At 60.8% G+C, this 24,648-nt stretch carries 25 protein-coding genes; 6 read left to right on the top strand and 19 right to left on the bottom strand.

Features of this window, described 5'->3' with window-relative positions; translation table 11 throughout:
• Positions 1-114: 114 nt before the first annotated feature.
• From ACFMO7_RS20170 to ACFMO7_RS20120, 11 genes are all read right to left on the bottom strand, one after another.
• On the bottom strand, positions 115-666 hold the full coding sequence (locus ACFMO7_RS20170) for a hypothetical protein (RefSeq protein ID WP_376797281.1): 552 nt from the start codon (positions 664-666) through the stop codon (positions 115-117).
• A gap of 426 nt (positions 667-1,092) precedes the next feature.
• On the bottom strand, positions 1,093-1,704 hold the full coding sequence (locus ACFMO7_RS20165) for an enoyl-CoA hydratase/isomerase family protein (RefSeq protein ID WP_376797280.1): 612 nt from the start codon (positions 1,702-1,704) through the stop codon (positions 1,093-1,095).
• A gap of 263 nt (positions 1,705-1,967) precedes the next feature.
• A complete protein-coding gene (locus tag ACFMO7_RS20160) occupies positions 1,968-2,777 on the bottom strand; it encodes an enoyl-CoA hydratase/isomerase family protein (protein WP_376797279.1) in 810 nt (269 codons plus the stop codon).
• Between the two features lie 15 nt (positions 2,778-2,792).
• The gene (locus ACFMO7_RS20155) at positions 2,793-3,026 is read right to left on the bottom strand and encodes a hypothetical protein (RefSeq protein WP_376797278.1); all 234 of its coding nucleotides are present in this window, start codon (positions 3,024-3,026) and stop codon (positions 2,793-2,795) included.
• The gene (locus ACFMO7_RS20150) at positions 3,023-3,826 is read right to left on the bottom strand and encodes a Phenylacetic acid catabolic protein (protein ID WP_376797277.1); all 804 of its coding nucleotides are present in this window, start codon (positions 3,824-3,826) and stop codon (positions 3,023-3,025) included. Before ACFMO7_RS20150 ends, ACFMO7_RS20155 begins: the two co-directional genes overlap by 4 nt.
• A 255-nt stretch (positions 3,827-4,081) precedes the next feature.
• Positions 4,082-4,360 carry a hypothetical protein gene (locus ACFMO7_RS20145; RefSeq protein WP_376797276.1) on the bottom strand — a complete coding sequence of 93 codons (279 nt, stop codon included), beginning with the start codon at positions 4,358-4,360 and terminating at the stop codon, positions 4,082-4,084.
• Positions 4,357-4,710, bottom strand: a complete 354-nt coding sequence (locus ACFMO7_RS20140) for a metal-sulfur cluster assembly factor (protein WP_376797275.1) — start codon at positions 4,708-4,710, stop codon at positions 4,357-4,359. The genes ACFMO7_RS20145 and ACFMO7_RS20140 overlap by 4 nt, the downstream gene beginning before the upstream one ends.
• Positions 4,707-5,660 carry a Phenylacetic acid catabolic protein gene (locus ACFMO7_RS20135; protein WP_376797274.1) on the bottom strand — a complete coding sequence of 318 codons (954 nt, stop codon included), beginning with the start codon at positions 5,658-5,660 and terminating at the stop codon, positions 4,707-4,709. The genes ACFMO7_RS20140 and ACFMO7_RS20135 overlap by 4 nt, the downstream gene beginning before the upstream one ends.
• A gap of 69 nt (positions 5,661-5,729) precedes the next feature.
• A complete protein-coding gene (locus tag ACFMO7_RS20130; protein WP_376797273.1) occupies positions 5,730-5,855 on the bottom strand; it encodes a hypothetical protein in 126 nt (41 codons plus the stop codon).
• An 87-nt stretch (positions 5,856-5,942) separates the two neighbouring features.
• Positions 5,943-7,235, bottom strand: coding sequence for a M16 family metallopeptidase (locus tag ACFMO7_RS20125; protein ID WP_376797272.1), 1,293 nt, complete (start codon positions 7,233-7,235; stop codon positions 5,943-5,945).
• 375 nt (positions 7,236-7,610) lie between these two features.
• On the bottom strand, positions 7,611-8,186 hold the full coding sequence (locus ACFMO7_RS20120) for a hypothetical protein (protein ID WP_376797271.1): 576 nt from the start codon (positions 8,184-8,186) through the stop codon (positions 7,611-7,613).
• A gap of 218 nt (positions 8,187-8,404) precedes the next feature.
• Here ACFMO7_RS20120 and ACFMO7_RS20115 point away from each other — a divergent pair, with 218 nt between their 5' ends.
• Complete coding sequence (locus ACFMO7_RS20115; protein WP_376797270.1) at positions 8,405-9,577, top strand: acyl-CoA dehydrogenase family protein; 1,173 nt, start codon at positions 8,405-8,407, stop codon at positions 9,575-9,577.
• Between the two features lie 206 nt (positions 9,578-9,783).
• On the opposite strand, the gene ACFMO7_RS20110 is transcribed toward ACFMO7_RS20115, so the two are convergent.
• From ACFMO7_RS20110 to ACFMO7_RS20075, 8 genes are all read right to left on the bottom strand, one after another.
• Positions 9,784-10,383, bottom strand: a complete 600-nt coding sequence (locus tag ACFMO7_RS20110; RefSeq protein ID WP_376797269.1) for a hypothetical protein — start codon at positions 10,381-10,383, stop codon at positions 9,784-9,786.
• Between the two features lie 1,003 nt (positions 10,384-11,386).
• A complete protein-coding gene (locus ACFMO7_RS20105) occupies positions 11,387-12,187 on the bottom strand; it encodes an HAD-IIA family hydrolase (protein WP_376797268.1) in 801 nt (266 codons plus the stop codon).
• Positions 12,188-12,263: 76 nt separating this feature from the next.
• Positions 12,264-13,808, bottom strand: a complete 1,545-nt coding sequence (gene dnaA / locus ACFMO7_RS20100) for a chromosomal replication initiator protein DnaA (protein WP_376797267.1) — start codon at positions 13,806-13,808, stop codon at positions 12,264-12,266.
• 4 nt (positions 13,809-13,812) lie between these two features.
• Positions 13,813-14,211, bottom strand: a complete 399-nt coding sequence (locus ACFMO7_RS20095; protein ID WP_376797266.1) for a RidA family protein — start codon at positions 14,209-14,211, stop codon at positions 13,813-13,815.
• 93 nt (positions 14,212-14,304) lie between these two features.
• A complete protein-coding gene (locus ACFMO7_RS20090) occupies positions 14,305-15,270 on the bottom strand; it encodes a protein kinase (protein ID WP_376797265.1) in 966 nt (321 codons plus the stop codon).
• Between the two features lie 90 nt (positions 15,271-15,360).
• Positions 15,361-16,566 carry a TolB family protein gene (locus ACFMO7_RS20085; RefSeq protein WP_376797264.1) on the bottom strand — a complete coding sequence of 402 codons (1,206 nt, stop codon included), beginning with the start codon at positions 16,564-16,566 and terminating at the stop codon, positions 15,361-15,363.
• Positions 16,567-17,121: 555 nt separating this feature from the next.
• Positions 17,122-19,212, bottom strand: coding sequence for an LCP family protein (locus ACFMO7_RS20080; RefSeq protein WP_376797263.1), 2,091 nt, complete (start codon positions 19,210-19,212; stop codon positions 17,122-17,124).
• Between the two features lie 887 nt (positions 19,213-20,099).
• Complete coding sequence (locus ACFMO7_RS20075; protein WP_376797262.1) at positions 20,100-22,268, bottom strand: tetratricopeptide repeat protein; 2,169 nt, start codon at positions 22,266-22,268, stop codon at positions 20,100-20,102.
• A 289-nt stretch (positions 22,269-22,557) separates the two neighbouring features.
• Between ACFMO7_RS20075 and ACFMO7_RS20070 the strand changes: the two genes are divergently transcribed.
• From ACFMO7_RS20070 to ACFMO7_RS20050, 5 genes are all read left to right on the top strand, one after another.
• Positions 22,558-22,785 carry a helix-turn-helix domain-containing protein gene (locus tag ACFMO7_RS20070; RefSeq protein WP_376797261.1) on the top strand — a complete coding sequence of 76 codons (228 nt, stop codon included), beginning with the start codon at positions 22,558-22,560 and terminating at the stop codon, positions 22,783-22,785.
• A gap of 178 nt (positions 22,786-22,963) precedes the next feature.
• A complete protein-coding gene (locus tag ACFMO7_RS20065) occupies positions 22,964-23,335 on the top strand; it encodes a hypothetical protein (RefSeq protein WP_376797260.1) in 372 nt (123 codons plus the stop codon).
• Positions 23,335-23,733, top strand: coding sequence for a hypothetical protein (locus tag ACFMO7_RS20060; protein ID WP_376797259.1), 399 nt, complete (start codon positions 23,335-23,337; stop codon positions 23,731-23,733). Before ACFMO7_RS20065 ends, ACFMO7_RS20060 begins: the two co-directional genes overlap by 1 nt.
• Complete coding sequence (locus ACFMO7_RS20055; RefSeq protein WP_376797258.1) at positions 23,730-24,185, top strand: hypothetical protein; 456 nt, start codon at positions 23,730-23,732, stop codon at positions 24,183-24,185. The genes ACFMO7_RS20060 and ACFMO7_RS20055 overlap by 4 nt, the downstream gene beginning before the upstream one ends.
• Positions 24,182-24,643, top strand: a complete 462-nt coding sequence (locus tag ACFMO7_RS20050; protein WP_376797257.1) for a hypothetical protein — start codon at positions 24,182-24,184, stop codon at positions 24,641-24,643. The genes ACFMO7_RS20055 and ACFMO7_RS20050 overlap by 4 nt, the downstream gene beginning before the upstream one ends.
• Positions 24,644-24,648 lie beyond the last annotated feature (5 nt).

The following is a 24,648-nucleotide window of genomic DNA, read 5'->3' as shown; positions in this document are numbered from 1 at the left end:
GATCAGCCTCGCATTGGCCCTACAAGCCCGAAAGCAGGCCATGCCAGCGAGCAGAGCGCCTCAGGTCTCGCTCTCCCGCTCAGGTAGGCTCTTTCCTGACCCTTCACCGGGCGCCTACTGGACAGCAACAGTGAAGGAAAGGCGGAGAACATATTGCGGGCAGAGCTGATGCGGCTGACAGAGAGCGCGGGCGATAAAGACGACCTCGCTCTGTCCGCTGCCTTGGGCCACGTAACGCCAGATGCAGGCGCGAGCTTCCTGGGAGGCATAGCCCGCCGGCTGCTGCAGCTCCAGGACCCCCTGGGAGCCTGCTGGCGTCTGCCAGCGCTGGCCAAAGGGCAGCTCAAAGATTACCAGCGAGCCACGGCTCACCCTAATCGTCTGCCCATTCTGGGTGCTCTTGACGACTACGGCTTGCGCCGGCAGGGCCGCGTTGACCACAACATCGCTGGGACAGCCATGACTGGTGCCATAGCCTTTGACAACGGTGGCAGTAGGCGTCGTAGTACTCCTGGTCGGCGAGGCAGTCGGCTGACCGGCCCCACCGGTCGCCGTTGAAGAATTGGTACCGCAGGCGCTCAGTCCCACAAGCAGCGCCACCAAGGCAGGTACAATGACTAGCCACCACGATCTGCAGCGAATACCAAAAGCTTTTCTGCGACTCATACCTGATCTCCTTAAGCCCAACAATCTCTTCGTTGCCCAGCTTATCAGGGCACTTCTGCTGAGGCTGCTGCTTTCAAGGAAGAAACGCTGAAGGCTGGCAGAAAGTTCCCTCGACCTGGACAGGGAAAGAAGAAAGAGCGAAAGAAGGATGCGTAAGATGGGGCTGGATGGCAGACGCGCAGCTCACAAGGCCGCCTCAGCCTGTTTTGGACAATGAAGGAGGCCAGGCCACCCCGTTTGTTCCTCCCTCTCAACTCACACCGGCACGGCCACAGGCAGCACAGGAGAGCTAACCGCCAGCTCCGGCCTCTGAGCACCCTGCCAGGAGCGGGCAGAGCGGTTGGTCCTGTAGGAGCACTCAGGGGCAGAGAGCAGGGACCAGCGCAACCAAGGCATGGTCCGGCGGCGGAGAAGCAGAGACGACTATCAGGTCTGGTGGCGCTGGCCCAGCGTCGCCAGCATGACCAGTAGCTCCTCGGCCTCGCTCAGGAAGCGCCGGGCCGACAGCACCTGATGGACCAGGCCGAGACGAAAGGCCTCGCTCGCCTTAAGGGTTTCTCCGGTCAGGATCAGACGCATCGCAGCCTGATAGCCAATCAGAGAGGGGAAATAAGCAGCAGCCACCGGCGGGAAGACCCCGAGCGTTACCTCGGGCAGGCCAAAGACGGCGTCTTCGCGAGCAATCACTGTATCGCAGAGGGCGGCCAATTCGCAGCCCCCGCCCAGGGCATAGCCCTTGACCAGAGCGACCGTCGGAATCCCCCGCCTTCGCAGCTCTTCGAAGGCGGCACAATTATCGTAGACGGCGCGCAACATCTCTCGCTCCCGCCCATCGAGATGATCGCGTATATCCACCCCAGCGCTAAAAGCCTTCTCGCCCGCTCCCGTAATCACCAGCAGGCGTGGCGGCTTCTGGACGGCAGCCCGCAGGGCGCGCGTCATCTCGTCCAGGGTGGCAATCGTCAAAATATTGAGCGGCGGGCGGTCGAGAATAAGCCAGAGCACGCCATCGCGCTCCCGCAGATGGATCTCCGCCATAGCCTTTCTCTGCTAGCACCTGCCAGAAAGAAGATGCCCGGCCAAAGTTGATCACTATTGTAGCATCGCCAGGCCGTGCGCGTAAAGCGGGAGAGTGAAGGAGGGCCTGGCAGCGACAGCGAAGGTGGCAAGGCACAGGTGTCCACTGCGCTACCGCCATCAGGCCCTCCCCGGTCCACACACAGATCGGGTTACATCGCTGAGCCAGCTATAGATAGAGAGTAGAATGGAACGTTCTCTGGCAAGAGAGGTAGCCGACTCGCTCAGCGTCCCGTGAAATGCTTCTCCTGGCGTTTCTCCAGGTAGGCGGCCAGGCCCTCCTTGGCATCCTCGCTCTGGAAACAGAGCTGCTGCAGCTCCCGCTCCAGGGCCAGGCCCTCGGCCAGGGCGATCTCAGCCCCCGACTGCACCGCTCGCTTGATGCGGCCAACCGTGCGCGAGGCGCTCTGAGGCGGACAGAAGCGCCGGGCGTAGGCCATGACCTGCTCCCAATAGCCTTCGGACTCGTAGATGTAATTGACCAGACCCAGCTCCTGGGCCTCCTCAAAGCTAATCAGTTTGCCCTCGGTCATCAGCTCGATCGCCTTATTTTTCGGCAAGGCCCGGGCCAGGCGCTGCGTGCCGCCGGTGCCGGGCAACACGCCGAGCGAGACCTCCGGCAGCCCAATTTTGCCGGCATTGCGGCGCGCAATGCGAATATCGCAGGCCAGAGCAATCTCCAGGCCGCCACCGACCGTGTGACCATTGAGAGCAGCAATCACCAGCTTGGGAGTCTGCTCCAGCCTCAGCAAGGTCTCATTGGCATGGAGGCAGAAATAGTACTTGTAGGTCGGCGAGACCGAATTGAGCATGCTGATATCCGCCCCAGCACAGAAGAAGCGCTCGCCCGCCCCACGCAAGACCAGCACATGCACGTTCTCATCAAAGCGCGCCTGCAGGATCGCCTCGTCGAGCTGGCGCATCATCTCATAGCTATAGGTATTGGCCGGAGGATTCGTCAGCTCGATAATGGCCACGCCATCGCTCACACTATAGTTGACCAGCGTCCGCTCGCGCTCTGTCGTCGTCGTCATCGCTGCTCTTCCTTTCTACTCTTCAGGCGAAGTCAGCTTCGCCCGTGCATCTTCAAGGACATCATCGCCTTTGATGTATTCAAAGGGCGTATGGCACCCATTACAATAATATTGGGCAGTCAACAACTGCTGGCCGAAGAGAGAGAACAACTCGGTCTCCGTTGAACCGCAGAAAGGACAGCGCGGTCGCCCTCCGCCGGACGAGCGCCACTCAGGTGTGAACTGTCCAGAGGCGGTCTCTTCGCTCATGGCCGTTTCTCCTCCCCGGGTTGGGCCGGCTGGTCGGAGAGAGAGAGGCGGCGACTTTCGGCCTCCCAGCGCGCCCAGGGCAGGGGTTGGGCCGGCTGCCAGCGCTTGCTCTCGGGATCGAAGCGAGCGGGCATCTCGATAGCCAGGCTCTCGAGCAACGGCATCACCCGCTGCAGATAGCGGCTGCGCAGCTCTGCCGGCGGAGCATCGATCAACCCTTCACGATAGAGCTGGTTCATCACCGGGTCATCATCGGGGCCGAACCAGCAGAGCGTTTCCTCCCACAGGCGCTGCAGCGAAGAGATCAAAGCACGGCGAACCGCGCCGCCGGCCTTCGCCAGGCGTCTTACCCAGCCCTCAGCATGGGCGCGATGGACCTGCTCCTCCTGAACAATCTTGCAGGCACGCTGGCGCAAAGGCTCATAGGCCGAGCGCTGGGCGGCCTCAAAAAAGGTTGTCAACGCCCCATCCAGCAAGAAGTTCGTGGCCACGAAATCGGACCAGCCGGCGAACTCGCGATCGAGAAAGGCCAGGTGATAGCGCAGCGTCCGCGTCTCCGGCGCCACCTGACGCGGGTCTGCGGCGGCCTGAGCGAAGTCTTCCAGCAACGGATAAAGCGTGCGCGCATGGCCGATCTCATCCTGGGTCATGGCCGCAGCAGCCACAGCGGCCTCCAGGGCGGGTGCCCCGTTTGCCCAGTAGGCATAGCGCCGCCCCATCGCCTGCTTATTGTCCGCCAGCGAGGCCAGCACTGCGAAGAGGGCCGCGTTATCGATGCGGGCAGCAGCAGTACCAGACATAGCAGCCAGCTCCCTCTGTCCATCAGAGGAGAAAGCCGCCGCCTCTTTCATCGGGCGGTACCGTAGATACCGTAGATTCGGCTACGGCTTTCCCCTCTAGACAGGCTCCTCTCAGGCAGGCCCGAGATTCGCCAGAGAACGCTCCAGGCTCGCACCAGATCGAGGTCCGCCGCACGAGTTCGGACCAGCGCAGGCCGCGGGAGCCTTCCCCAGCGGCCCAGGGTGGCCCAGTCGGGCGGGCGGTGGTCTGGCGGATCAGGGAGCAATCACGGTTACAATGCAGTCGCGCGGTACCAGCACCATCTCGATCCAGGTAAACTCGTCGTAGATGCTGCGAGCATAGACCCGAGCCAGCTCCACATCATCGGCCACAACATTGCCGATCTCATGCAGAGGCTCGTCGTACTTGCGCCGCGCATAGACATGCCAGACGCGCCGCTCATTGAGAGACTCGCGCCGGGGCCGCTCCTGAGCGATCCCGGTCTCGGCCTCTCCGGCGGTCGTAGCCGGTGCAGAGTCGCTTCTCTCCTTCATGCCGAGATCCCCCAGGTCCGCATCAGCTCGATGCCTTCCTCACTCAGCCGCTCCTTGCTCCAGACAGGGGTCCAGACGACCTCGATCTGTACCTCGCGCACCCCTGGCTCGCGCAAGAGGCGGGCCCGAATATCGTCCATGATGAACTCCATCGCGGGACAGCCCAGGGCCGTAAAGGTCAGCTTGACATCGACTCGTCCCTCATGCTGCCGCAGATCGACGATCAGTCCCATGTCAACAACGCTGATCGGGATCTCGGGATCGGTCACCTCGCGCAGAGCATCCCAGAGGGCCGGACAACTGGGATCGTCGGCAGGATGCGTTCGCAGCGATGGATAGACCGCCGTCATGGCTCCTGCTCCAAGAGACGCAGCATCTCGCGCTTGCCGCGCTGAATCAGACCGACAAACTCTTCATTGGCCGGACCACGCGCCTTCCAGCGCCTGAGGACATCGTCCCAACTGCAGGGACCTTCCTCTAGCAGCCAGCGCTTGGCTTTAGCATCGAAGTGCGCCGGGAAGGGACAGTCCAGAACATATTTTTGCTGCTCCGGATCGTAGTGCGCCGGCACCTTCAGTTGCAGCTCCTGACAGAGCGGCACCGCCGTCGACATCCAGATCTGGCGCAGCTCATCGTTGGTATGCCCTTTGAAACCGTACTCTAGCTGCTCGCTGTGCTTCTTGAGGTCATCGGGCAGGCCAAACCATTCGACGGTCAGCAGGAACATCCAGTCAACAGCACGCTGCAGTTGCTCATGCCCCTCGGGCGTAGCGTTGAGGCGCCTCATCCATTGCTCACCGTGACGCAGGTGAAAGGTCTCTTCTTTATCGACTTTCACCAGCGCCCGCTTCCACGGCCCAAAGGTGGTGCTATGGTAGATATCGCTGAGCAGGACATAGCCGGCTCGATCGTAGAAAGCATTGGCAACGATCAGCTCCACCCAGTTGTCGAGAGGTACGTCAAAGGCATAGGGGTACTTGAATTGGCGTGGGTCGCGCTCAAAAATGAGCTGCTCGGTGTCAACGCCCAGATCACGCAGGAGACGATAGGCGATGTGCGCGTGCCCAAGCTCGTCCTGAATGATGGCAACAGCTGAGCCAAAGGCGTTCAAGGTGGGGGCATGCACGGCAGCATGATAGTAGGCAGGCGCGCTGATCAGCTCGGTGTCGGCGGAGACCGTCAGGATACGCTTGATCCCTTCAAGGTAGAGCGGACTCATGTGCTCCACCGCTTCAACGAGCTGCTGCCTGCGAATACGATTCAAAAGAGCTTCTTCGCTCTGCAAGGCTGGTGCGACCATAGCTGTTGCTCCTTGCTCGTGGAACGAAACCACTCCCGGCCCCCTCGTCGCCCCTTTCGCCCGAGGCCCTCAGCGCTTGAACCAGCCACAGGCCAGGCCCTCCAGTCCAGCTCCACGCCCCATCAGGTCAGCGAACGAGCCGCCAGGCCGGCGCCGGCCCTCCTGCAGGGGTAACCAGGATTTGCTTCCAGCCATATATCCATATGGACATATGAAATTGTACGTCGAGAAGAAGCGAAAGTCAAGATAGCGGCGGTAGCGAAGGCGCTTCGGCCAGAGAGATCAGGCAAAGGGAAGCAGATCGCCGATCAGCTCTTCGCGGCTGAGGGGGCCGATGGCGGCCACCGTCAATGGCTCCAGGGGAGAGAACTCCTGCAGCACGCGCATGACCTGCTCGGAGGTCACGGCGTCGATGGCCTCTTTGACCTCGTGGGGTGTGCGCAGGCGGCGTTCATACCACCAGGAGCGGGCGTTAGCGCTCATACGCGAGCCTGAACCTTCGCTGCGCATAATATGCTCGCTCTTGAGCTGCACGCGGGCGCGCTCCAGCTCATCCTCGCTGAGGCCCTCCTCACGCAAGCGGCGCAGCTCGTTGAGGATGACCGCCAGGCATTCGTGTCCCTGTTCAGGGGTGGTGCCGGCGTAGATGCGTAATGCTCCAATCGCCTTATTGCTGCTCAGGCCCGCCGAAACGCTGTAGACCAGGCCACGTTTTTCACGTACTTCGACGAAGAGACGCGAAGCCATATTGCCGCCGAGAGCCTCGCCGATGATCTGGGCGGCGTAATAGTCGGGGTGGGTATAGTTCGGGAAGGGCACCATCAGCCCCAGGTGTTCCTGTTTCCCCTCCTGGTGTTCCAGAATAACCGTGTTGGCGGGGCGCGGATGCTGTTCCGGCGATGGACTGGCGACCCCCTGCCAGTCGCTGAAGAGCCTCTCCACTCTGGCTACGACCTGCTCCCATTCGAAATTGCCGGCGATCGAGAGCAGGGCATTATTCGGGCGATAGCGCTCCTGCCAGAAGGCCAGCAGGTCTTCTTGCTGGAGAGAGCGCACACTTTCAGCCGTTCCGTAAAGCTGGCGTCCGAGGGCGCTGCCGGTGTAGAAATGGGAGCGGGCCAGATCGAAGATGCGGCTCATTGGCTCATCATCGCGCCGTCGAATCTCTTGCAGAATAATATTGCGCATCTGTTCCAGCTCATCGCGGGGAAAGGTTGGCGTCAGCAGCACTTCGTGAAAGAGGTCGAGGGTGGCATCCAGTTTGGTATTCACGATCTGGGCCCATACCTGGGTTGTCTCCAACGTCGTGCTGGTTCCTTTGCGCGCTCCCAGCGATTCGAAGGCTTCGTTCAGCGTGCGAGCATCCTTCGTCTTGGTTCCCTGAAATAGCATGTATTCGAAGAGATGGGCCAGTCCGCTCTTGTCTTCCGGCTCGTGAATTACCGCCGCATCAAGCTGAAAACCAAAGGTCACCGAGCGCAAACTGGGCATGTATTGCCCGATAATCTCTAGACCATTGGACAGGCGATGATAGAAAAAGTCAGGTGGCAACTGCAGACCCTGTTGACTGTCCATAGAGAAGCAACTTTCCTTTCCGCTTTCCCAGGTTAGATTAGGGGAGCCAGTGCTTTATCTGCGATGATTACTCACACTACAGCCAGTATATCATAATGGGTCTGGCTCGTCGCTCGTGGCTCGAGACGCCAGCCGGACCCTGGTCCCGCTGCCCTGGGGGACCTCGCCTGTCTCGCCCACCAGAGCAGAGGTGCGCCCAGAAGCGGCCTTGAAAGCGGCCCTGCGGTCCGGGCCAATAGAGAGGGCCACAGGGATGGCCCGGCAGGAAAGGCGCAGGTCAAGACCAGCCTGATACCTCGCTCGTCTCACCCCATCCCAGCCTGACCTACGCCTCTGCTGCCCGTCTGTCGCTCCCCCCGCCTTAGCAGGTCAGGGTCAGCGGCGCGGTCGCGGTGAATGGATCTCGGGCAGGGGCCTGGTGGCCCCATGCTCGTAGAGCACCAGCAGGTACCAGCCGAGCGTGGCCAGCAGGGGCAGGAGGCTCAGTTGGGCGGCTGCCGGCTCGATCGTTAACAGGCCACTCATACGCGTGTGGGGAAGACAGACGAGTTGATTGAAGTGCAGGAGGGGACGCTCGGTCAGATCCTGCCATTCCCAACAGGGACAGGGGAGAGTCCCCTCCCTGTCGCGCCCTTCATGGACACGACTCCAGCGATAGAGGGGGCCGCGCAGGCCGATGAGGATGCCGTCGCGACTCCAAAGCTGGGGTTCGAAGACGGCCAGCTCCTCGCCTCGCTCGTCATTCTGGCGGACGGCCACCTGCGGCAGCCAGAGGCCGCGGCGCTCAAAGCAGTAGCGCCCCTCGGCCACCTCAGCCAGCGCCGTGGTGCCTGCGAGCCGCTGAAAGCTGATGAGCGCCAGCGTCTCTTCTCCCGCCTGCAGCCGATGGCTACGGAGGGTTCCCTCGCGCCAGTGCAAGGGATGATCAGCGCAATCACGAATCGCACGCATAAGCCACTCCTTTCTTGCCCTCATGAGCCTGGACGCCCCACGTCAGTCATTCAGGTAGGCCCATGAGTTAGCAAGCAGACGAGGGCCGTGTCGGGAGAAAGGCAGCGCCCAGTCAGTCCCCGCTCGACCGCCCGCCCGCCCACCCGACAGGCGTGCTATAATCTTGCCAGGGCGACCTGAGTTGACGTCTCCCCTTAGTGCGCGACAAGGAGGCCAGCGTGGATTTCTCCCTGACAGAGGAGCAGAAGCTGATTCAGCAGACCGTGCGCCAGTTTGTCGAGCGTGAGCTGATGCCGCTGGAGCACGAGGTCCTACGCAATGAAGGGCGTTACCCGACGGGGATTGAACCGGAGCGCTACCGGGCCCTGCAGCTCAAGGCCAAGGAGCTGGGCTTTTGGGGCATTAACACGCCGGAGGAGTATGGCGGCGCCAACCTGGGGTCGGTGATGACTGCCCTGGTTCAGATGGAGCTGGGGCGCACCATTGTGCCTTTTAGCTTCGGCGGCAGCGTTGACAATATCCTTCTTCACTATAGTAACGAGCAGCAGAAGCGAGAATACGTGATTCCCGTGATCGAAGGGAAGCGCATCTCTTGCTTCGCCCTCACCGAGCCGGGGGCCGGTTCCGATCCCTCGGCCATCCGTACCACCGCCGTCAAGCAGGGCGACCACTGGGTCATCAACGGCCAGAAGGTCTTCATCACCCACGGCAACGAGGCCGACTTCGCTATGGTCTTTGCCGTCACCGATCGGGAGAAGCCCCCTCAGAAGGGGGGCGTGACCTGCTTCCTGGTGGATCGGGCTATGGGCTGGACCTCGCGCCCGATTCCGACAATGGGCGGCTGGTCACCGGCCGAGCTGTTTTTCGATAACGTGCGTGTGCCCGAGGATCATGTACTGGGTGAGGTTGGCCAGGGTTTCTCACTGGGCATGCAATGGATCGGCCAGGGCCGCTGGTTGATCGCAGCCCGCGCCGTCGGCACCGCTGAACGCCTGCTGCAGATGGCCATCGATTATGCCCGCCAGCGCGTTACCTTTGGCAAGCCGATTGCTGAGCGCCAGGCTATTCAGTGGATGCTGGCCGACTCGGCGGTGGAGATACAGGCGACCAGGTGGCTGACGCTGCACGCCGCCTGGAAGGCCGATCAGGGACTGGACAACCGCTACGAGGCCAGTATCGCCAAGCTCTACGGCTCGAACATGGTGAACCGCGTGGTCGATCGGGCGCTGCAGATTCACGGTGGCATGGGCTATACCAAGGAGCTACCTATCGAGCGCTGGTATCGCGATGTGCGTGTGACGCGCATCTACGAGGGGACGGACGAGATCCAGCACTACATCATCGCTCGGGCCCTGCTGAAGGGCTACGTTCGCCTCGGCACCTGGGACTGACGCTTCTTGTTCAATGAGCCATCGGCTCTGGTCGAGAGAGGGAGAGCAACTACTCTGACCCTCTCTCTTCCTTCCTTCCTTCCTTCCTCCCTCCTCGCATTGTCAGCTGTTCATGCAGGGTTCGCACACAGCAAACGATATAGCGAACTTGCTCCTTCCAACCGCTACAGGGATAAGCCCGCATAAACCAGAGCGAGAGCTTCGGTTTACACCGTGAAAAAGCCAAGAACAAAGTCCCCAGTGGTGGCGTTCACGACGATATTCAAGTGCGTGGGGAAGAGCGTGGGGACCTGCTGTCCGGGCTGCACTCGTTTCCCTTGGACCACATTTTCCGGGTTCGTGGTGGTGAAGGTGACAATCCAGGCGGGAACGTTCTGAATGGGATGGGAAGCCTCTCTTGCGCCGGCCGGGAGGACGGAATGAATGCTGGTAAAGCTGGCCAGGAGAGCCTTTGCCGCAGAGGGCTGCGTATTGACATAGCGCCGTCCGATGGTGATGGCATCGCTCTGAGCAATCAGGGCGAGATGACTCTGGACAGATGGCGAGAGGGGTTTGAGCACGAATTGCTCGTTAATAGTCACCCCGCCTGGTGGTAGGGAATCAGGAACCTCTGTTGCGGGACTGGTGCCAACGGTTAAGGAGAGGAAGCGTGGGTCCGTGTTTGCCTTGCTGCTCGCATTGGCGGGAGATGATGAAGACCAGTTGGAGCAAAGAGCCGCTCCCACAGCAACCACGATGATACCTGCAATTGCAAAGATTGTGATGAAGGCTGTGTTTCGGGCGCGTCGCTTCGGACTTTTTTTCATGGCGAATCTCCTACCCTGCTCCATTATGCTCTCCAGGAGCCTGGAAATGGTAGCGCCTCAGGATTGCCTGATATGCCAGAGATACAACGTCCCAGAGGCCCTGCAAGTTCCCTATGCGGTCTCGTTGTACATGTAACTTGGGAGTATTAATCGTGTACCACTTTCCATTAAAGAGGTCACTACCTGTGGCCAGGACGCTGCGGTGATTGTATCCACCTACAACACAATCTTCGTTGGAATGGACCTCTGCCGACCATTGTTGGTCGTTAGCACTCCAGTCAAGGTGAATGTATACCTGACAACCTCCTTGATGAGTTCGTCTGCTATCTATCCGCTGCTGGAGTTGAAGTAGCTGGAAAAGGCATCTGAGGATCTCCAGCCTCTTGTCATAGCGGGAAGCATGACGGCAGCATAGGCGTTATAGATATACCCACGCTCGTAAAAGTAGTAGGTGGGACTGTCTTGACCGGGAATAGAGACGCAGGTATCCATCTTGTGAGAACGCGTCTGATCGGTTCTGATTGTCAATTAATGGGCAGGTAGAGCTGGATACACAGTTGGTGACGACCTGGTAGCCACCGATATCTGTAGGCGCCATCCGAATAGCAGCCAACGCCGGCGCAACTGGGACCGGTACGGGTGGTTGAGCGGGCATGAACTGAGCCACAGCCCAAAGCGAACAGCCCGGGGGAGAGAAGGAGAACGATCAGCAGCTTCCAGACCTGAGGAACAAGGGCAAGATTTTCATGTGTAAGGTCAGTCCCTGCACGCTGCCCCTGTCCGAGTATCGGTTGAGAGCGCACACGCTCGAATAGGCTGGACAAACAGATCCCAATATCTCTTCTCTCTGAAGCTGTTCGCTTCAAGAGGACGGCTCAGGGATGGCTTGCCTTCCTTCCTCATCACCACTGTGCTGGCCCTGTGACATTAGGGATATGATCCCAGGAACAGAGATTGCGGGCGCGGGCCTTGTTCAAAGGCCAAGGGCTGCACGGAGACAGACCTAGCTAGACTTCACCTGCTGTAGTTGGCGCAGCAGGTCGGCCAGGTCCTCGTAGACGTGCTCGGGTTTAATGGGCGAGACCTCGATATCGGCCCGATTGTTGCGGCCCGAGAGGACCAGAATAGTGTGCGTCCCGGCGGCCTGGCCGGCCAGAATATCTACATCCAGGCCATCGCCGATCATCACCGTCTCCTCCGGCTTACTGCCCAGGCGCTCCATCGCCTCCTGCAAGAGCATCGGCTCCGGCTTGCCCACCACCTCCGGCGTCACGCCAGTACCGGCCTCGATGGCCGCCGCCAGGGTTCCACAGCCCGGCAGAAAGCCACCGCCGGCGATCGGCAGCAACGGATCGCGATTGATGGTAATAAAGAGCGCCCCCGCCAGCACAATGCGCACCGCACAGGTCAGCTTGCTATAATCGAAAAAGCGATCCAGGCCGACCAGCACCACATCCGCCTCCTCCGCATCCACCTCGACCACCGTCAGGCCATACTCCTGTGCCAGCTCCACCAGCGGCTGCTCGCCCACAATATAGACACGCGCCCCAGGCAGCCGACGGGCGATATTCTGCATGGCCGCCTGGCCCGCGCTCATCAAATGCTCGGGCGTCGCCGGAATGCCCAGGCGCTCCAGCTTCGCCAGAATCTGCGCCCCGGTCGCGAACGAGTTATTCGTCAAAAAGATATACTTCTTACCGTTGGTCTCCAGCCACTGCACAAACTCGCGCGCGCCCGGCAGCAACTCATTCCCACGGTAAACCACGCCGTCCAGGTCGATCAGATAGGTCGTATAGGGCAACATATATCTTTTACTCACACCGTTCGGCAAAGCACAAGCAAGGACAACAGGTAGAACAGGCAATCGGCCCGCAAGGCGACTAGCGCGGCAGCAACAGTTCGCGAATGGCGACCACGTCGCGGCGCAGGCCGGGATCAAGCTGCATAGCTCGCTCGATCTTCTCGCAGGCATGCAGCACCGTGCTGTGGTCGCGCCCCCCGAAGAGCTGACCGATTTCCAGCAGCGAGAGCTGAGTCTCCTGGCGAATCAGATACATAGCGATCTGGCGCGGGATGACGATCTGCTTATCGCGCTGCTTGCCACACATGGCCTCTAGCGGGACGTGGAAGTAGTCGGCCACCGTCTGAGCGATCTGCCTTCCACTCAACTGGACCTCGCGCGCTCCATTGCCCAGGGAAGACATCGCGGCCCGCGCCACATCGAGCGTCAGCTCGGTGCGATGCAGCTGCTGGTAGGCCATCAGGCGATTGAGGCAGCCTTCCAGCTCACGGATGTTGGTCTGAACCCGGCTGGCGATATAGGCGATGACCTCATCGGGTACCGGATAATGCAGCATATCGGCCTTGACGCGCAGGATGGCCATGCGTGTCTCCAGATCGGGCGGCTGGATATCGGCGATCAATCCCCACTCGAAGCGCGAACGCAACCGCTCCTCCAGGCTCACGATGGCCTTGGGGGGGCGATCGCTGCAGATGACGATCTGCTTGCTCATCTCGTAGAGACTGTTGAAGGTGTGGAAAAACTCTTCCTCCGTCGATTCCTTGCCGGCGATAAACTGAATATCATCGACCAGCAGAATGTCGACCGAGCGATACTTGGCACGAAACTCCTCGGTGGTACGATAGCGGATGGCATTGATGATCTCGTTGGTGAACTGCTCGGACGAGACATAGAGCACCGCCAGGCCAGCCTGGGCCCCCTTATGACCAATTGCGTGCAGCAGATGCGTCTTTCCCAGGCCAACCCCCCCATATAAGAAAAGGGGATTATAGGCCTCCCCAGGGGCCTCCGCTACGGCGTAGGAAGCGGCGTGCGCCAGGCGATTGCTATTGCCCACAATGAAGGCATCAAAGGTATAGCGCGGATTCAGTCGGTTCGGTACCGCCGCCGCGCTCTCCTGCTCCCAGGAAGGCGCTCCGCCCGCCGGCGGCTCCGGCTGCCTGGCGCCATAGACGCCAGACGCGGGTGGCTTGCTGGGCAGATCGTAATCATAGTAGGGAGAAGGAGGAATAGAGTCATTTCGGCTATGTCGAGTGGCAAACGTCTCGGTTGTTGGCTGGCGATCCTCCATAGCGGCCATCTCCAACTCCTCATCGGCGCGAGCTTCCTGGGGAGCACAATCCGCCGCCACCACCCTGAGCGCAACTGGCTGCTGAACCAGCTCGGCCAGGGCCTGTTCGATTGCAGGCCGCCACTGTTGTTGGATCAGGGCACAGGCGAGGGCATCGGGGACCAGGAGCCAGAAAGAGAGCACTTGAGTTTCCGTTGTTCCGGCAGCCTCGGAGGCCGAGGTGGCGGCAACGGGCATCAGTCGGGCAGTACGCAGCCAGACCCTGGCCACAACGTCGACAGGGAACTGCTCCAGGCGCTGAAGCGCCCTGTGCCAGAGCATGGCCGGATTCACGCGCTCACTCTCCCGCCTGGTCCTCAGCGAGTGCCACACACTCGATCTCGACCAGAGCCTGACGCGGAAGTTCGGCCACGGCCACCGTCGAGCGCGCCGGCGCCGGTTCGGGGAAATAGGTCGCGTAGACCGCGTTCATCGCCTGGAAGTCACTCATGCGCGTCAGAAAGACGGTCGTCTTGACCACGCGCGCCAGCGAGCTACCGGCCGCCTGCAGCACGGCCTGCAGGTTCTGCAAGACGCGATGGGTCTGGGCAGCCACATCGTCGCCCACCAGCTCGCCGCTGGCTGGATCAAGGGCAATCTGACCAGAGGTATAGATCAACTGGCCGCAGCGGATCGCCTGACTGTACGGTCCGATGGCGGCGGGTGCGCTAGCGGTAGTAATCTTCGTTCGTTCCATAGAGCAATGCCAACAGCGGACGCCCGAGCGAGCGCCCCTCCTTCTTATCCAGCTTCTCTTCTAAGAGTATGATACCGATGGGACCAATCGTCTTCAGGGATACTGACGCTGGGGTGGGAACAAAGGGCCTCCTCCCCCAGCGGGAGAGGCCAGGCCCTGCCAGGGAGAGGCCACTGCCGGATGGCCCTGCTGCACCAGCTCACGCAGGCAGGCCCGCAAGGCCTGCTGTAGCTCGATGGCCGAATGGAAGCGCTCCTCTGGCTCCTTCTCCAGCGCGCGCATCACAACGCGCTCGACGCTGACCGGCAATGAGGGATTGAATTGGCGCAGCAGCGGGGGATTGGTAGAGGCATGCTGCATAGCGATCGAGACCGCAGTTGGTCCCACAAACGGTGGGCGCCCGGCCAGCATCTCGAAGAGCACGACCCCGAGCGAGTAGAGATCGGATGAGGCCGTCAGCGTCTCGCCGCGCGCCTGCTCCGGCGACAGATAATCGGCCGTACCGAGCACGATGCCGCTATTGGTCAGCCCGGCGTCCTCCGCCACGCGCACGATCCCGAAATCGGTCAGCTTGACCCAGAGGCCGCTGCTCAGGTCATTGGAGAGCGGCGTCAGGCCGTTCCAGGTCAGCATAATATTCTGTGGTTTGATATCGCGGTGGATAAAGCCGCGGGCGTGGGCCACCTGCAGCACCGAGCAGACCTGGCAGGCGATTTCAAAGGCTTCGCGCACCTGCAGGCGGCGGCGCTGAGTGATCAACTGCTTCAGCGTTGGGCCTTGAATATACTCCATCACCAGGAAATACTGCCCACCCTCCTCGACAAAATCGTAGATGGTTACCGCATTGGGGTGGGCCAGAGCCGCCGCCGCGCGCGCCTCCCGGCGGAAGCGCTCCACGGCGCGCAGATCGTTCTTGTCGAGCGAGCGCAGCACCTTGATGGCGACAATCCGCTCCACGCGATGGTCCCAGGTCTTGAAGACGCTGGCCATGCCGCCGGTAGCAATGTGCTCGCGAATCTCGTAGCGTCCCGCGATGAGCGTGCCTTCCAGATGACTCAATGCTCTACCTCAGATCCCCCGGCAAGGTGATATCAAGGATGGCTATTTGTTCCCAGTATAGTGCGCAGGGTAAGTATATCATCAAAACACTCAGGCCGTCCAGAATGGGTGAGAATCGCCATCCACTCCACCGCTGGTGAGCTGGATCGGACTGCCAGCGGGACTGTAGGTCTTGGTCTTCTGGTCGTAATTGAGCTTGAGGAGCCAGAGGTTGAACTCCTGGTTGGAGTAGAATAAGTAGGCGATCGCTCGTCCGTCCGGCGACCAGACGGGCTGGCTGACAAACTGCCCTTTGACGAGCAGCTTCGACTGCTGGTATGGCTCCAGAGCCTTCTTTTCTACCGTTGGATCGTTTGGATTGGTGGTGACGCCCTCGGGTGTGGGCATGACATAGAGGCCCATCTGCCCGTCTTTTTCTCGCCGGATGTAGGCAATGGTGTTACCGTCCGGCGAGAAGGCTGGCTGCAGACACTGCACGTCCGCGGGAGTGATGGCGATGCCCGGATCGAAACCCGGCAGCCCGGGATAGTAGGTGCCGTGGGGCTTACGGGCAATTTCGTTGGGGTCCTCCATGAACAGCTGGATCACCTGCTGCGTGCGCGTGTCATCGTAGGCGTAGTGGGTGTAAATAATCTGGTCAGAGTGTCCCGGACGGAAGCTCGGATCACTGTTGCCGCCATCGCCCACATAGGCATAGGCCACATCCTGAACGGCGTTGTAGTTGTTAGGCTCGTCAATCGACATCTCATAGATCTGCAGGTCGAGCACCGGCGCGTCGTAGTGCGTGTACTGATACCAGTTTTCCTTCTGGAAGTCGCTCAGAAAGAGCAGGTGCTTGCTGTCGGGCGCCCAGCGCGGCTGGGCGTTCCACTTGAAATCGTCCTTGGGAACATCCAGGCCCGGTACAAAGTAGTAGTGGCCATTGCCATCAAGCAGCATGTGCCACGGGCCGCCGTTGACCGACATGTACTCGATATTGGAGTAGTTTTTGAAGCGCACTGTGAAGGCTATCCACTTGCCGTCGGGCGAGACCGCCGGATCGCTCACGGTCTGGCCCTTGGTCAATTGCTTCAGGCTATTGCTGGCTCCATCCAGCACCCACAGGTTATGGTCGATGGTAAAGTAGATCTTTCCTTTGAAAAGGTTCGGATTCTCGTTGACTCCTACCTGGCGGTTCCCAACGGTGGTCTGCTTGAAGTTGTTGTTGCTGCCTCCAAACCAGAGACAGCCCTGCAGCAGGACCACCAGGCTTGACAGCAAGATGGCCAGGCGCCATGAGATGCTGTGCTTCTTCATCGCTCTTCTTTCTCTTCTCCGGTCGGCTCGCTCGTACGTAGCTAGAGTAGCTCGAGAGGTAGGTGGGTAGGCAGATAAGGGCCATACCGGCCCAGCCCGGCCCGAGGCGTGGAGGGAAAGAGAAGGGAGCGGCGGGTCAGTCAGCCCTCGCTCTATCTCCTGCCACTGCCTGCCCTCACCCTCTCTTTTCTCTGTCCGCTCAGCCGCAGCCGCTCCGCTCGTGGAGCAAGGCCGGTGTCAGCGAGCGGCAGGCTGCACTCCGTCTGGGGTGGGAGGAAGAAAGAATGTGGACAGCCTCAGGGAAGCAGGAGCCAGCAGGCGCGTGGACTCCGCGGACTCCGCGGACTGACCCCGCTCTCCTCTCTCCCAGCCAGGCCCCTTCATCTATCTATATGAATAGTCAGAGTCGCTCGCCTTGTCTCGCCGGTCTGCCAGAGAGACAAGGCGAGCCAGGGCACGGCAAAGACAGCGCTCCGCCTGGCGGTCAGCCTGCCCCCTTCCAGGACAAGGCGGCAGGGCAGCCCTGGAATCCTCCTCACTCGCCCATTGGCCAGGTTAGACTCTGGAGGCATCCAGCGACTCACAGACCACCGCCAGCATCAGGTCAAGGAGGCTGCGTATGCCTAAGAGGCGATCGCTGCTTCCGCCCTGCAGGCTCATCAGACCGAGATTGGCCATCTGGCCAGCGGTCGAGAGCGGATTGCTGCCAGAGACACTCTCGGCCACAGCCGGGGAAGTCTGGACAGCAGCGACCGCACTGTTGCTGGCCTGACTTGTCGCCTGAGCCACAGTCGAGGGAGCGCCGCTGCTGGCAGTTCCAATATTGCACAGCGCCTTATCCCCCAAAGCGAACATCTTGGCGATTACCGGCAGCAAAGCGTCGCAATTGGGGATCTCCACATCGACAGACTGGCCATTACGCGTCACAGTAGCGGCATGCGAATAGGGCGGTCCCAGCGTAACGCGCTGTACTTTCGCCGTATCGATCGTACGAGCAAAATTCATCAGCTCCAGCACCTGAGTCAGGGAGAGATCGGTCTTCACATAACCGTTCAGGTCCTGGGCGATCTCTTGCAGCTTGCCGAAGATCTCAGGATTATCGAGCTTGCTCTTAAGCTGGGTCAGTACCTGTTGCTGGCGGGCCGAGCGACCAAAATCGCCGACGAGGTCAGCGTGGCGGGAGCGAACGTACTCGAGGGCCTGCAGGCCGGTCAGGTGCTGTGGCCCGGGCGCGATATAGAGACGCTTGTAGGCATGGATATCACCCGTCGTATTGCCGACATCGTCGGGGTAGGTATCGTCCGTAATCGGGTGCATAACATCGACATCGACCCCGCCGACCGTATCGATCACCTTGACAAAGCCATCGAGGCCGACCCAGGCATAATAGTCGATGGGGATGCCGAAATCGGCATGGATCGTTGCACGCGAGAGGGCCACGCCTCCGTAGCCATAGGCTTCGTCGAGCTTGCCCATCCCAACCCCTGGAATCGGCAGCCAGAAGTCGCGAGGGATCGAGAGCATGCCGACGCTCCGGGTGGCCGGATCGATGGTCACCACGATATCCGTCTGGGCGATATAGTGCCCGGCGAATTTCTCGTCGGTATCGCTGCCGAGCAAGAGGATGTTGAAGCGACCTCCGCTCAAGATCGAGCTACCACTATTACTTTGGGTGCTGCGGGAGCCGCTATCTCCACGCAGGCGCGGCACTTGTTGGCCGACAATATTATTGACGGTTCCGGCGAAGGCATAATAGTAGTAGGCTACTGCCGCGCCCCCAAGCAGGAAGATCACCAGAAAGACCGCGGCCACGATCCGCGCCCAGAGGGGGAAGCGGCGTCGGCGCGCTTTGCCTTTTCTGGCTGGACGGGGCGGGGACGGGGTGGTCAGGGGGGCCACAGGCTGAGGAGGGGCGCCCCAACCGCCAGAGGAAGGCCAGTCAACGGCTGGCGTGCTGCCCACGGCGGGCACGCCGCCGAAGCCCGGAAGCGAGACAGGATGCGTGGCAGCCGGCGTTGTCGGCGGGGCCGTCATGGCACCTCCCATAGCCAGCGGTCCGGTTCCAGGGCCTGAAGCCAGGCCCTGAGCAGGATAGTGCGCGAGACCGGGGGCTAGAGCTGGCCCTGCCTCCCCCATAGCGGGCCCAGCTCCGCCGAGGCCAGGTGCGGCAGCCCAGGGTCCCACACCTGGCGAGCTGAGAGGTCCTGCGGGAGCAGCCGGCGGCTGGGCCGCTCCCTGTCCCTGCCGCAGCAGATCGGGCAGGCGATTGAGGGGGACATTGGCATCTGTCTGATGCGACGAAACCTGATTCAGAGAGAAGGGCGGCAGGCCCGGTTGAGAGAGTGGCAGAGATAGATCGCCGGTTCCGTTTGGTGACTGGCCAGCAGGCGTCGAGAGGGGCGCGGGCGCCGCCTGCCCGGAAATGCCGGGCAGGGAAAGCCTCGGCGGCCCCCCCTGTGGATTCTTCTGCCAGAGACCCGAACCTGTTGACCGTGAGGCCGTCGCTCCCGCCTGCTGATCCTGCGCCGCGGCTTCTCCCCCCATCTGCCCGCCGTTCGGCGACCACAGACCCGACTGAGGCTCCTGCTCAACAGGCTCATTGAGAATCTGAGCCGGGTTCTTGATAAACTGGCGTTTCGCAGTCATTCAAACTCACTTCCTGACAACTTCCTGGCAGAGAGCCTTGGTTGCAGGTGCGCTGATCTCGCGCGCACCGCACCGATTCTGCTCCAGGTCACTTCACTCCTGTACAGGAGCCTTGTGCGTTCCTGGCCCTGCCACCGCTCACCTCATTCTCCCATGTTCCTAGCAGCAGTTGCAATCTCGCTGGCTCGCTGGTCTGCCTCTCCAGTCAGACCAGCCCTCCCTCCCTGCCGGAGCCTTCCCTCTGCCTGCGTACTGCTAGGTACAACGTTTCTGTGAGTTCTTTGCCTCTGGCAATCACAAAATATGGCTATCCTGTGGGATAGCAACAGCAGGCTGGCAAGGAGAGAGTATGTCTCTTGCTCGCGCTGAAAGAGCAGGCTGGTCAGCAAAAGCGCGTATTCAAGCCCGACCTACCCTACTGCTGACTGGACCCTGCATCGGTAGAATCTATCCATCCGGGAAAGGAGCTGCTCCTGGCCAACGGTTCGCCAGCCGGTCGGCCAGCGAGCCAGGAAGCGAGGTATGGTCTATGGCTGGCCGCCCCTGGACACGGGCGCCAGCTAACGGCCTTCTATCTATCTATCACAGCCTGATAGCCTTCCCTATCCTGCGCTCCTCAGCCTGCCTGGCGGGCCCCGCTGCAGGCCAGGCTCAGCAAGATCGCGCCGCGCCGGCGGTGCTGGCCGTCGGCTCCCTGGCCCTGGATAGGGATACTTTTCTGATTCGTAGTCACTTACTATAACGCATGCTATTCCAGCAAGTTTGCAGACCAAACCTTTTGGGCCAGTGCCGGGCTAAGCTAAAGCGGTTTCAGTCCCGGGGGCGAGGATCTGCCTGTCTGTCTGTCTGCCTGCCGGCTCGCCTGGCTTCACGGGAGGCAGGCCGGGTCAGGCAAAGAGCTGGTTAATCAATTGTTCCTGCTGGAGCAAGGCGGCCTGACGCAGCCCGGCATAGGTCTCAGTCCCCAGGCGCTGCTCCAGCGTGCTCAGAAATAGCTCGACTGTGCTCACGGTGGGGTCCTGCAGGGCCTGGCGCCACTGGACGGCGAAGAAGAGCAAGGCCAGGCCCTCGACTTGCCTTCCCTGCTCATAAAGCAGCATGCCTATGTTGGTGACAATCATGCCGATATCGTAGCGCTCCTGCGTCCGTAGGGCCAGCTTCAGCGATTGCTGATAGTAGCTGAGAGCCTGCTGATACTGCTTCTGAGTCTGGCAGAGCAGTCCCAGATTATGGAGAGCGACACACTCGATCTCGGGGTCGGGGTCGGCTAGCTGACGATTGAGGAGCAGGGCCTGTTCAAAATAGGTCTGGGCCTGTTGAAGGGCCCCCATACTGCGGTACAGCTCGCCCATGTTGACCAGCGTCACCGCCGCATCGTGCTGGTCACCCAGGGCCTGCTGAATGCTCAGGGCGCGCTCGTAGCAGGCCCGGCTCTGCTCGTACTCTCCCAGGCGGGCATAGAGCAGGCCCAAATGGCTATTGACCAGGCCCTCATCGTGGCGCGTCAGTAAGCCGCTGGGCGGCAGCATCCCTGTATAAATGCTCATCAATGTATTCCACGTTCCCCAACGCATCAGGCTTTCATGCAAGCTCTCGCTGAAGAGAAGATCGCAAGCCTCCTGCCACCGCCAGCCCAGGCAGAGATGGCGAATGGCATGGAGCAGGGGGACCACGTCTTGCAGGCCCGTGCGCTGCTCCGGCGGCGGGCACTGCTCCAGAGCCAGGCGGCGGTAGTAGGCGGCGACCTGCAGATGGCTGTTGGCGAGAGCAATCTCGCGGGCCTCCGGCTCCTCGGGCTTCAGCCCGGCCAGAGCCTCCAGCAGGGGACTACGCAGGCCGAGCATGTTCTCCAGCGTCTGGCTGTGTTCAAGATCGTTTCCTTCCAGGTAGGCCGCCAAGACATACTGACGCAGCAGGCCATGCAGATCGTAGCAGGTGACTCCCGCCTCGTTGAGCGAGCGCTGTACCAGCGAAAGCTGCACCAGTTGCACCAGCTCTTGCTCGAAGCGCAGGGCATGCGCCGAGGCATACTGGCCAGTGACGGTGGCTACAATCCCTGTCAGTGGCACCGGCTCCGAGAAGAGCGCCAGGGCGCGCAAGAGCAGGGTCTGCAGGGGAGAGAGATGGCGATAGAGCGCTGCGATCGTCTGCAGCGTTACATCGCCGCTCCACAGCGGTTGATACTCGGCGGCATGCAAGAGATAGGGGAGAGAAATCCCCGATAGCTGCACCAGGGCACAAACCAGCAATAACGCAAAGACGTGGCCGCCGCAGCGCTGCCAGACCAGCGAGAGATCTTCATAGGTCCCCTGCAGGCCACGCTGGAGCAGGAGCGAGACGCCTTCTGGAATGCTGACGCGCGAGACCAGATAGGAGCGGACGCGCTTCTCGTCGTCGTTGAGCGGCCCATAGGGCGAGAGGTAGCTGGTCAGCAAGAGGCGACTGGTGCCCAGGTCCATCTGGAGCATCTCAAAGAAGGCCGCCAAAGCCCCGCGCCCGACCAGCCCCTGCGCGGTCTCGGGGTCCAGGAGCTGTTCAAACTGATCGAGGACGATGAAGGCGCTCTCATGGGGACGACGCAGGGCGCGCACCAGGGCAGCGATCTGCTGCTCGGGCTTGAGCAGAAAAAACGTGGAGGTGTCAACGTTGATGCTGCGCAGGATAGCGGCGATGACATCCGGCAGATTGGCAAAGGAGCTGATGCTCAGCCAGACAAAGTAGCGTGGTCGTAGCGGCGGCTCCTTTGCTACCTGGGCCATGGCCTGGATACTCTTGTAGACGAGCGCGGCCAGGGTCGACTTGCCCACTCCCGGCTCACCAGTGAGAAAGACAGCGCTGGTATTGGGGTTACTCAACATGCGCCTGACGGCGTTCACCTCGTCGGCGCGCTGTAAGATGCTTTCAGGCTCTGTCGTCGGCGGTGTCGTCGAGTAGATCCCGAACGTGAACTGCTGCTGACGCTGAGGCGTCGGCTGAAGGGCCGCCGATAGCGGTGGCGCTCCTCCGCCTGGCTGCCCGCCCCCAGAGACCAGGTTGTTGTATTCCCACCCTTGCATACAACGTTGTACCTCGATGTTTCACTTGTGGTGAGTGCAGTATACCATATTGGCGCGCCTCAAGGGGCGGATAGCCTGAAAATGCTATTATGCGGTTTTTTCGAGTTCCCTTCGGAGCTGGGTTCGTGTTGCCCTGGGGTTTGTTTGGGAGGAATACTGTGTTTTTGCTTTGCCTAGTTTGGCAAAGTTTCGCATTGTTTTTAGGAGGGTATTGATATCTTCGCTCTTATGTGCTATGATTGCCATAGGAGGTCGTAGGTTGGTGAGGGATTGATGAAAGGGGGTGCTTATGGCTAGGTACACGCTTGATCAGTTGTTGGAGGAACTGGGTTGGAGTGTTTCGGACTTGTCTCATCAGACGCGTCTAGCTCGGGCGACAATTTCCAGGGTGCTGTCAGGAGAACCTGTGAGGAAGGCAACCGTTCTTAAAATTCTGAGGGCTATTAACGACGAGAGGAGGAAATCAAATTTAGGGACGGTGAGACTTGCTGACCTTGACGGAGTTGTTTTGAGGTAGCTGAAGTGAATGGAGCGCCCAAGTTGGGGCCTTGAGCGCTCCGGTGCTCGCTGATTGCAGTTGCTGTGGCTGGCTCTGCTTGGGGAGGCGACCAGTCACAGTGTACATGTGTAGCGAGGCTCGTGGGTATTATCCCATTTTGGGCCTGGGGCTGTCAAGCCCATCAGCGAGCGGCGGAATGCGCGTGCTTGTTGGTGGGCTGATGGCCCTGGGCCTTGTTGTCTTTTGGGAGGTCTGTATGAATGCAGAAGAGCGGCGTCAGTTTTTTCGGGAGGCTTTCCGCAGCGGGATCCGGAATTACAGGTACTACTACTGTCAGCGTGATTCGGCTGAGGAGGTGGCTGATTACTTGCGTGGCGTGCGGCGGCGATACCGGCGCTTTGGGTGGCGTCGTTGTCCTGATCCCCTCGAGCGGGCCGAGGTGTTCACCGCTGGGTTTCTCCGGGGCATTCTTGCTGGGCGCCACGCGCTTGGGCGTGGCGATGATAACCGGCGTTTTGGGCGAGCTGTCTGGCGATTGCTGCATCAGTGGGAGGAGGCTGATCAGTAATGGGTTCTCAGACGAAGAGGTTGCTGCTGCTGCTTGTAGCGGTTGCGGGTGATGTGCGGGCGTTTTTCGAGTATGACAAGGATGATGAGGATGACCTGTTGATGGTTTGGATCGGGGGCAGTTTGTCTGGGATGCTTCCCTTCCTGGCTGAGGGGGGATATGTGATTGATTTCACTGTGCTTGCTGATCATCCCTGGTTGGTTCGCTGGGCTAATGAGGCTCCTGTCTTTGGTGGGTGGCTTGAGGAGCGGCCTGGGGATGCTCAGGCAGGGCCAAGTGGTGAGGTTGGGGCTGCCTTCCTGGCGAGGTACTGGATGGAGCGGGGTGCTCGGGTTGGCTGGCGGCAAGGTGATGAACTGCGTTGGTCGGATGGCTCTGTGAAGCTGATTGGGAGGTGAGTGCGATGCGGTCTTGCTTCCTGTCTCAGGAGCATGCCAGTCGTTTTGCTGGGGCGTGCTGTCGGCTTGCGTTTGATGCCTTGGGAAATGAAGAGGTCTTGCTGCTGTATGGGCTGACAGCGTTTTCGGGCCTGTGGCAGCAGGTAGAGGCACAGGGGTTGTTTCAGGGTCGGCGGTTGCGTTGGCGGGCCGTTGAGGAGGTGCTACGGCTGCCGGGGCAGTCGGCATGGCAGAACGTGTTGCTGTACTGGTTGCTGGTGTTGGGAGGGTACGAGGGGTACAAGCGGGTGTCTCCTTTGGATCTTCGGTTCTTGGATGAGGATCAATTCCATGTGGTGCGGGTGGCGCTGCTGCTGATGCGGTATGGCTGGCGGGCGGTGTTTGACAGGGATCCCTTTCTTAAGGCTGGTTCATCCAAGCGTGGTTCCTCATTCAGGAGAGGTGTCTTATGAGCTGGCAACAGCGTGAGTCGATGGGGCGAGTTGAGCTGGCGGAGGATGCGGTGGTCTGGCAGAGGGAGCAGGCATATCGGCAGATCCGGCGTGTGCTGACGCTGGCCCGGTTTGAGGCGTGGCTTCGGCAGTTGGGGTTGCAGGGACAGCGTACCGTTGGGCGCGCGTGTTCGGGCTGGAACTGTCCGCTCTCTCGCTTTCTTGAGTCTGAGCTGGGCTATCCGGTGTTTGTGTCGCGGTTGCGGGTGTACCTGTCGGGGCCTCCTGTTGACGAGGAAGAGAGCGGGGAGGACGGAGAGGAGGCCGAGGAGGGACTGGAGGAGGGAGTGGAGCTGCCGGAGTGGGCGAGGCTGGTTGTGGACTGGGTTGATCGGTTTGTGGTGGGTGTCCTGACGCTTGCGGATGTACAGATGATCGTAGGAGAGGTCAAGCAGACGCTTGCCGCTCGGCGCTATTAGGAGGT

It is taken from the genome of Thermogemmatispora sp. (genome assembly GCF_042408735.1).
Taxonomy (GTDB): domain Bacteria; phylum Chloroflexota; class Ktedonobacteria; order Ktedonobacterales; family Ktedonobacteraceae; genus Thermogemmatispora.
This window is presented reverse-complemented; position numbering and strand designations above follow the sequence as displayed.

What these genes read in the sequence shown, in the direction of transcription:
- ACFMO7_RS20140 (WP_376797275.1), bottom strand. Translation starts at nt 4,710, where the DNA reads ATGACGGCGGTCTATCCATCGCTGCGAACGCATCCTGCCGACGATCCC.
- ACFMO7_RS20110 (WP_376797269.1), bottom strand. Translation starts at nt 10,383, where the DNA reads ATGAAAAAAAGTCCGAAGCGACGCGCCCGAAACACAGCCTTCATCACA.
- ACFMO7_RS20130 (WP_376797273.1), bottom strand. Translation starts at nt 5,855, where the DNA reads ATGGCTGGAAGCAAATCCTGGTTACCCCTGCAGGAGGGCCGGCGCCGG.
- ACFMO7_RS20065 (WP_376797260.1), top strand. Translation starts at nt 22,964, where the DNA reads ATGCGCGTGCTTGTTGGTGGGCTGATGGCCCTGGGCCTTGTTGTCTTT.
- ACFMO7_RS20170 (WP_376797281.1), bottom strand. Translation starts at nt 666, where the DNA reads ATGAGTCGCAGAAAAGCTTTTGGTATTCGCTGCAGATCGTGGTGGCTA.
- ACFMO7_RS20160 (WP_376797279.1), bottom strand. Translation starts at nt 2,777, where the DNA reads ATGACGACGACGACAGAGCGCGAGCGGACGCTGGTCAACTATAGTGTG.
- ACFMO7_RS20095 (WP_376797266.1), bottom strand. Translation starts at nt 14,211, where the DNA reads ATGGAACGAACGAAGATTACTACCGCTAGCGCACCCGCCGCCATCGGA.
- ACFMO7_RS20070 (WP_376797261.1), top strand. Translation starts at nt 22,558, where the DNA reads ATGGCTAGGTACACGCTTGATCAGTTGTTGGAGGAACTGGGTTGGAGT.
- ACFMO7_RS20150 (WP_376797277.1), bottom strand. Translation starts at nt 3,826, where the DNA reads ATGTCTGGTACTGCTGCTGCCCGCATCGATAACGCGGCCCTCTTCGCA.
- ACFMO7_RS20120 (WP_376797271.1), bottom strand. Translation starts at nt 8,186, where the DNA reads ATGCGTGCGATTCGTGATTGCGCTGATCATCCCTTGCACTGGCGCGAG.
- ACFMO7_RS20060 (WP_376797259.1), top strand. Translation starts at nt 23,335, where the DNA reads ATGGGTTCTCAGACGAAGAGGTTGCTGCTGCTGCTTGTAGCGGTTGCG.
- ACFMO7_RS20105 (WP_376797268.1), bottom strand. Translation starts at nt 12,187, where the DNA reads ATGTTGCCCTATACGACCTATCTGATCGACCTGGACGGCGTGGTTTAC.
- ACFMO7_RS20145 (WP_376797276.1), bottom strand. Translation starts at nt 4,360, where the DNA reads ATGAAGGAGAGAAGCGACTCTGCACCGGCTACGACCGCCGGAGAGGCC.
- ACFMO7_RS20050 (WP_376797257.1), top strand. Translation starts at nt 24,182, where the DNA reads ATGAGCTGGCAACAGCGTGAGTCGATGGGGCGAGTTGAGCTGGCGGAG.
- ACFMO7_RS20155 (WP_376797278.1), bottom strand. Translation starts at nt 3,026, where the DNA reads ATGAGCGAAGAGACCGCCTCTGGACAGTTCACACCTGAGTGGCGCTCG.
- ACFMO7_RS20080 (WP_376797263.1), bottom strand. Translation starts at nt 19,212, where the DNA reads ATGACTGCGAAACGCCAGTTTATCAAGAACCCGGCTCAGATTCTCAAT.
- ACFMO7_RS20085 (WP_376797264.1), bottom strand. Translation starts at nt 16,566, where the DNA reads ATGAAGAAGCACAGCATCTCATGGCGCCTGGCCATCTTGCTGTCAAGC.
- ACFMO7_RS20165 (WP_376797280.1), bottom strand. Translation starts at nt 1,704, where the DNA reads ATGGCGGAGATCCATCTGCGGGAGCGCGATGGCGTGCTCTGGCTTATT.
- ACFMO7_RS20125 (WP_376797272.1), bottom strand. Translation starts at nt 7,235, where the DNA reads ATGGACAGTCAACAGGGTCTGCAGTTGCCACCTGACTTTTTCTATCAT.
- ACFMO7_RS20075 (WP_376797262.1), bottom strand. Translation starts at nt 22,268, where the DNA reads ATGCAAGGGTGGGAATACAACAACCTGGTCTCTGGGGGCGGGCAGCCA.
- ACFMO7_RS20135 (WP_376797274.1), bottom strand. Translation starts at nt 5,660, where the DNA reads ATGGTCGCACCAGCCTTGCAGAGCGAAGAAGCTCTTTTGAATCGTATT.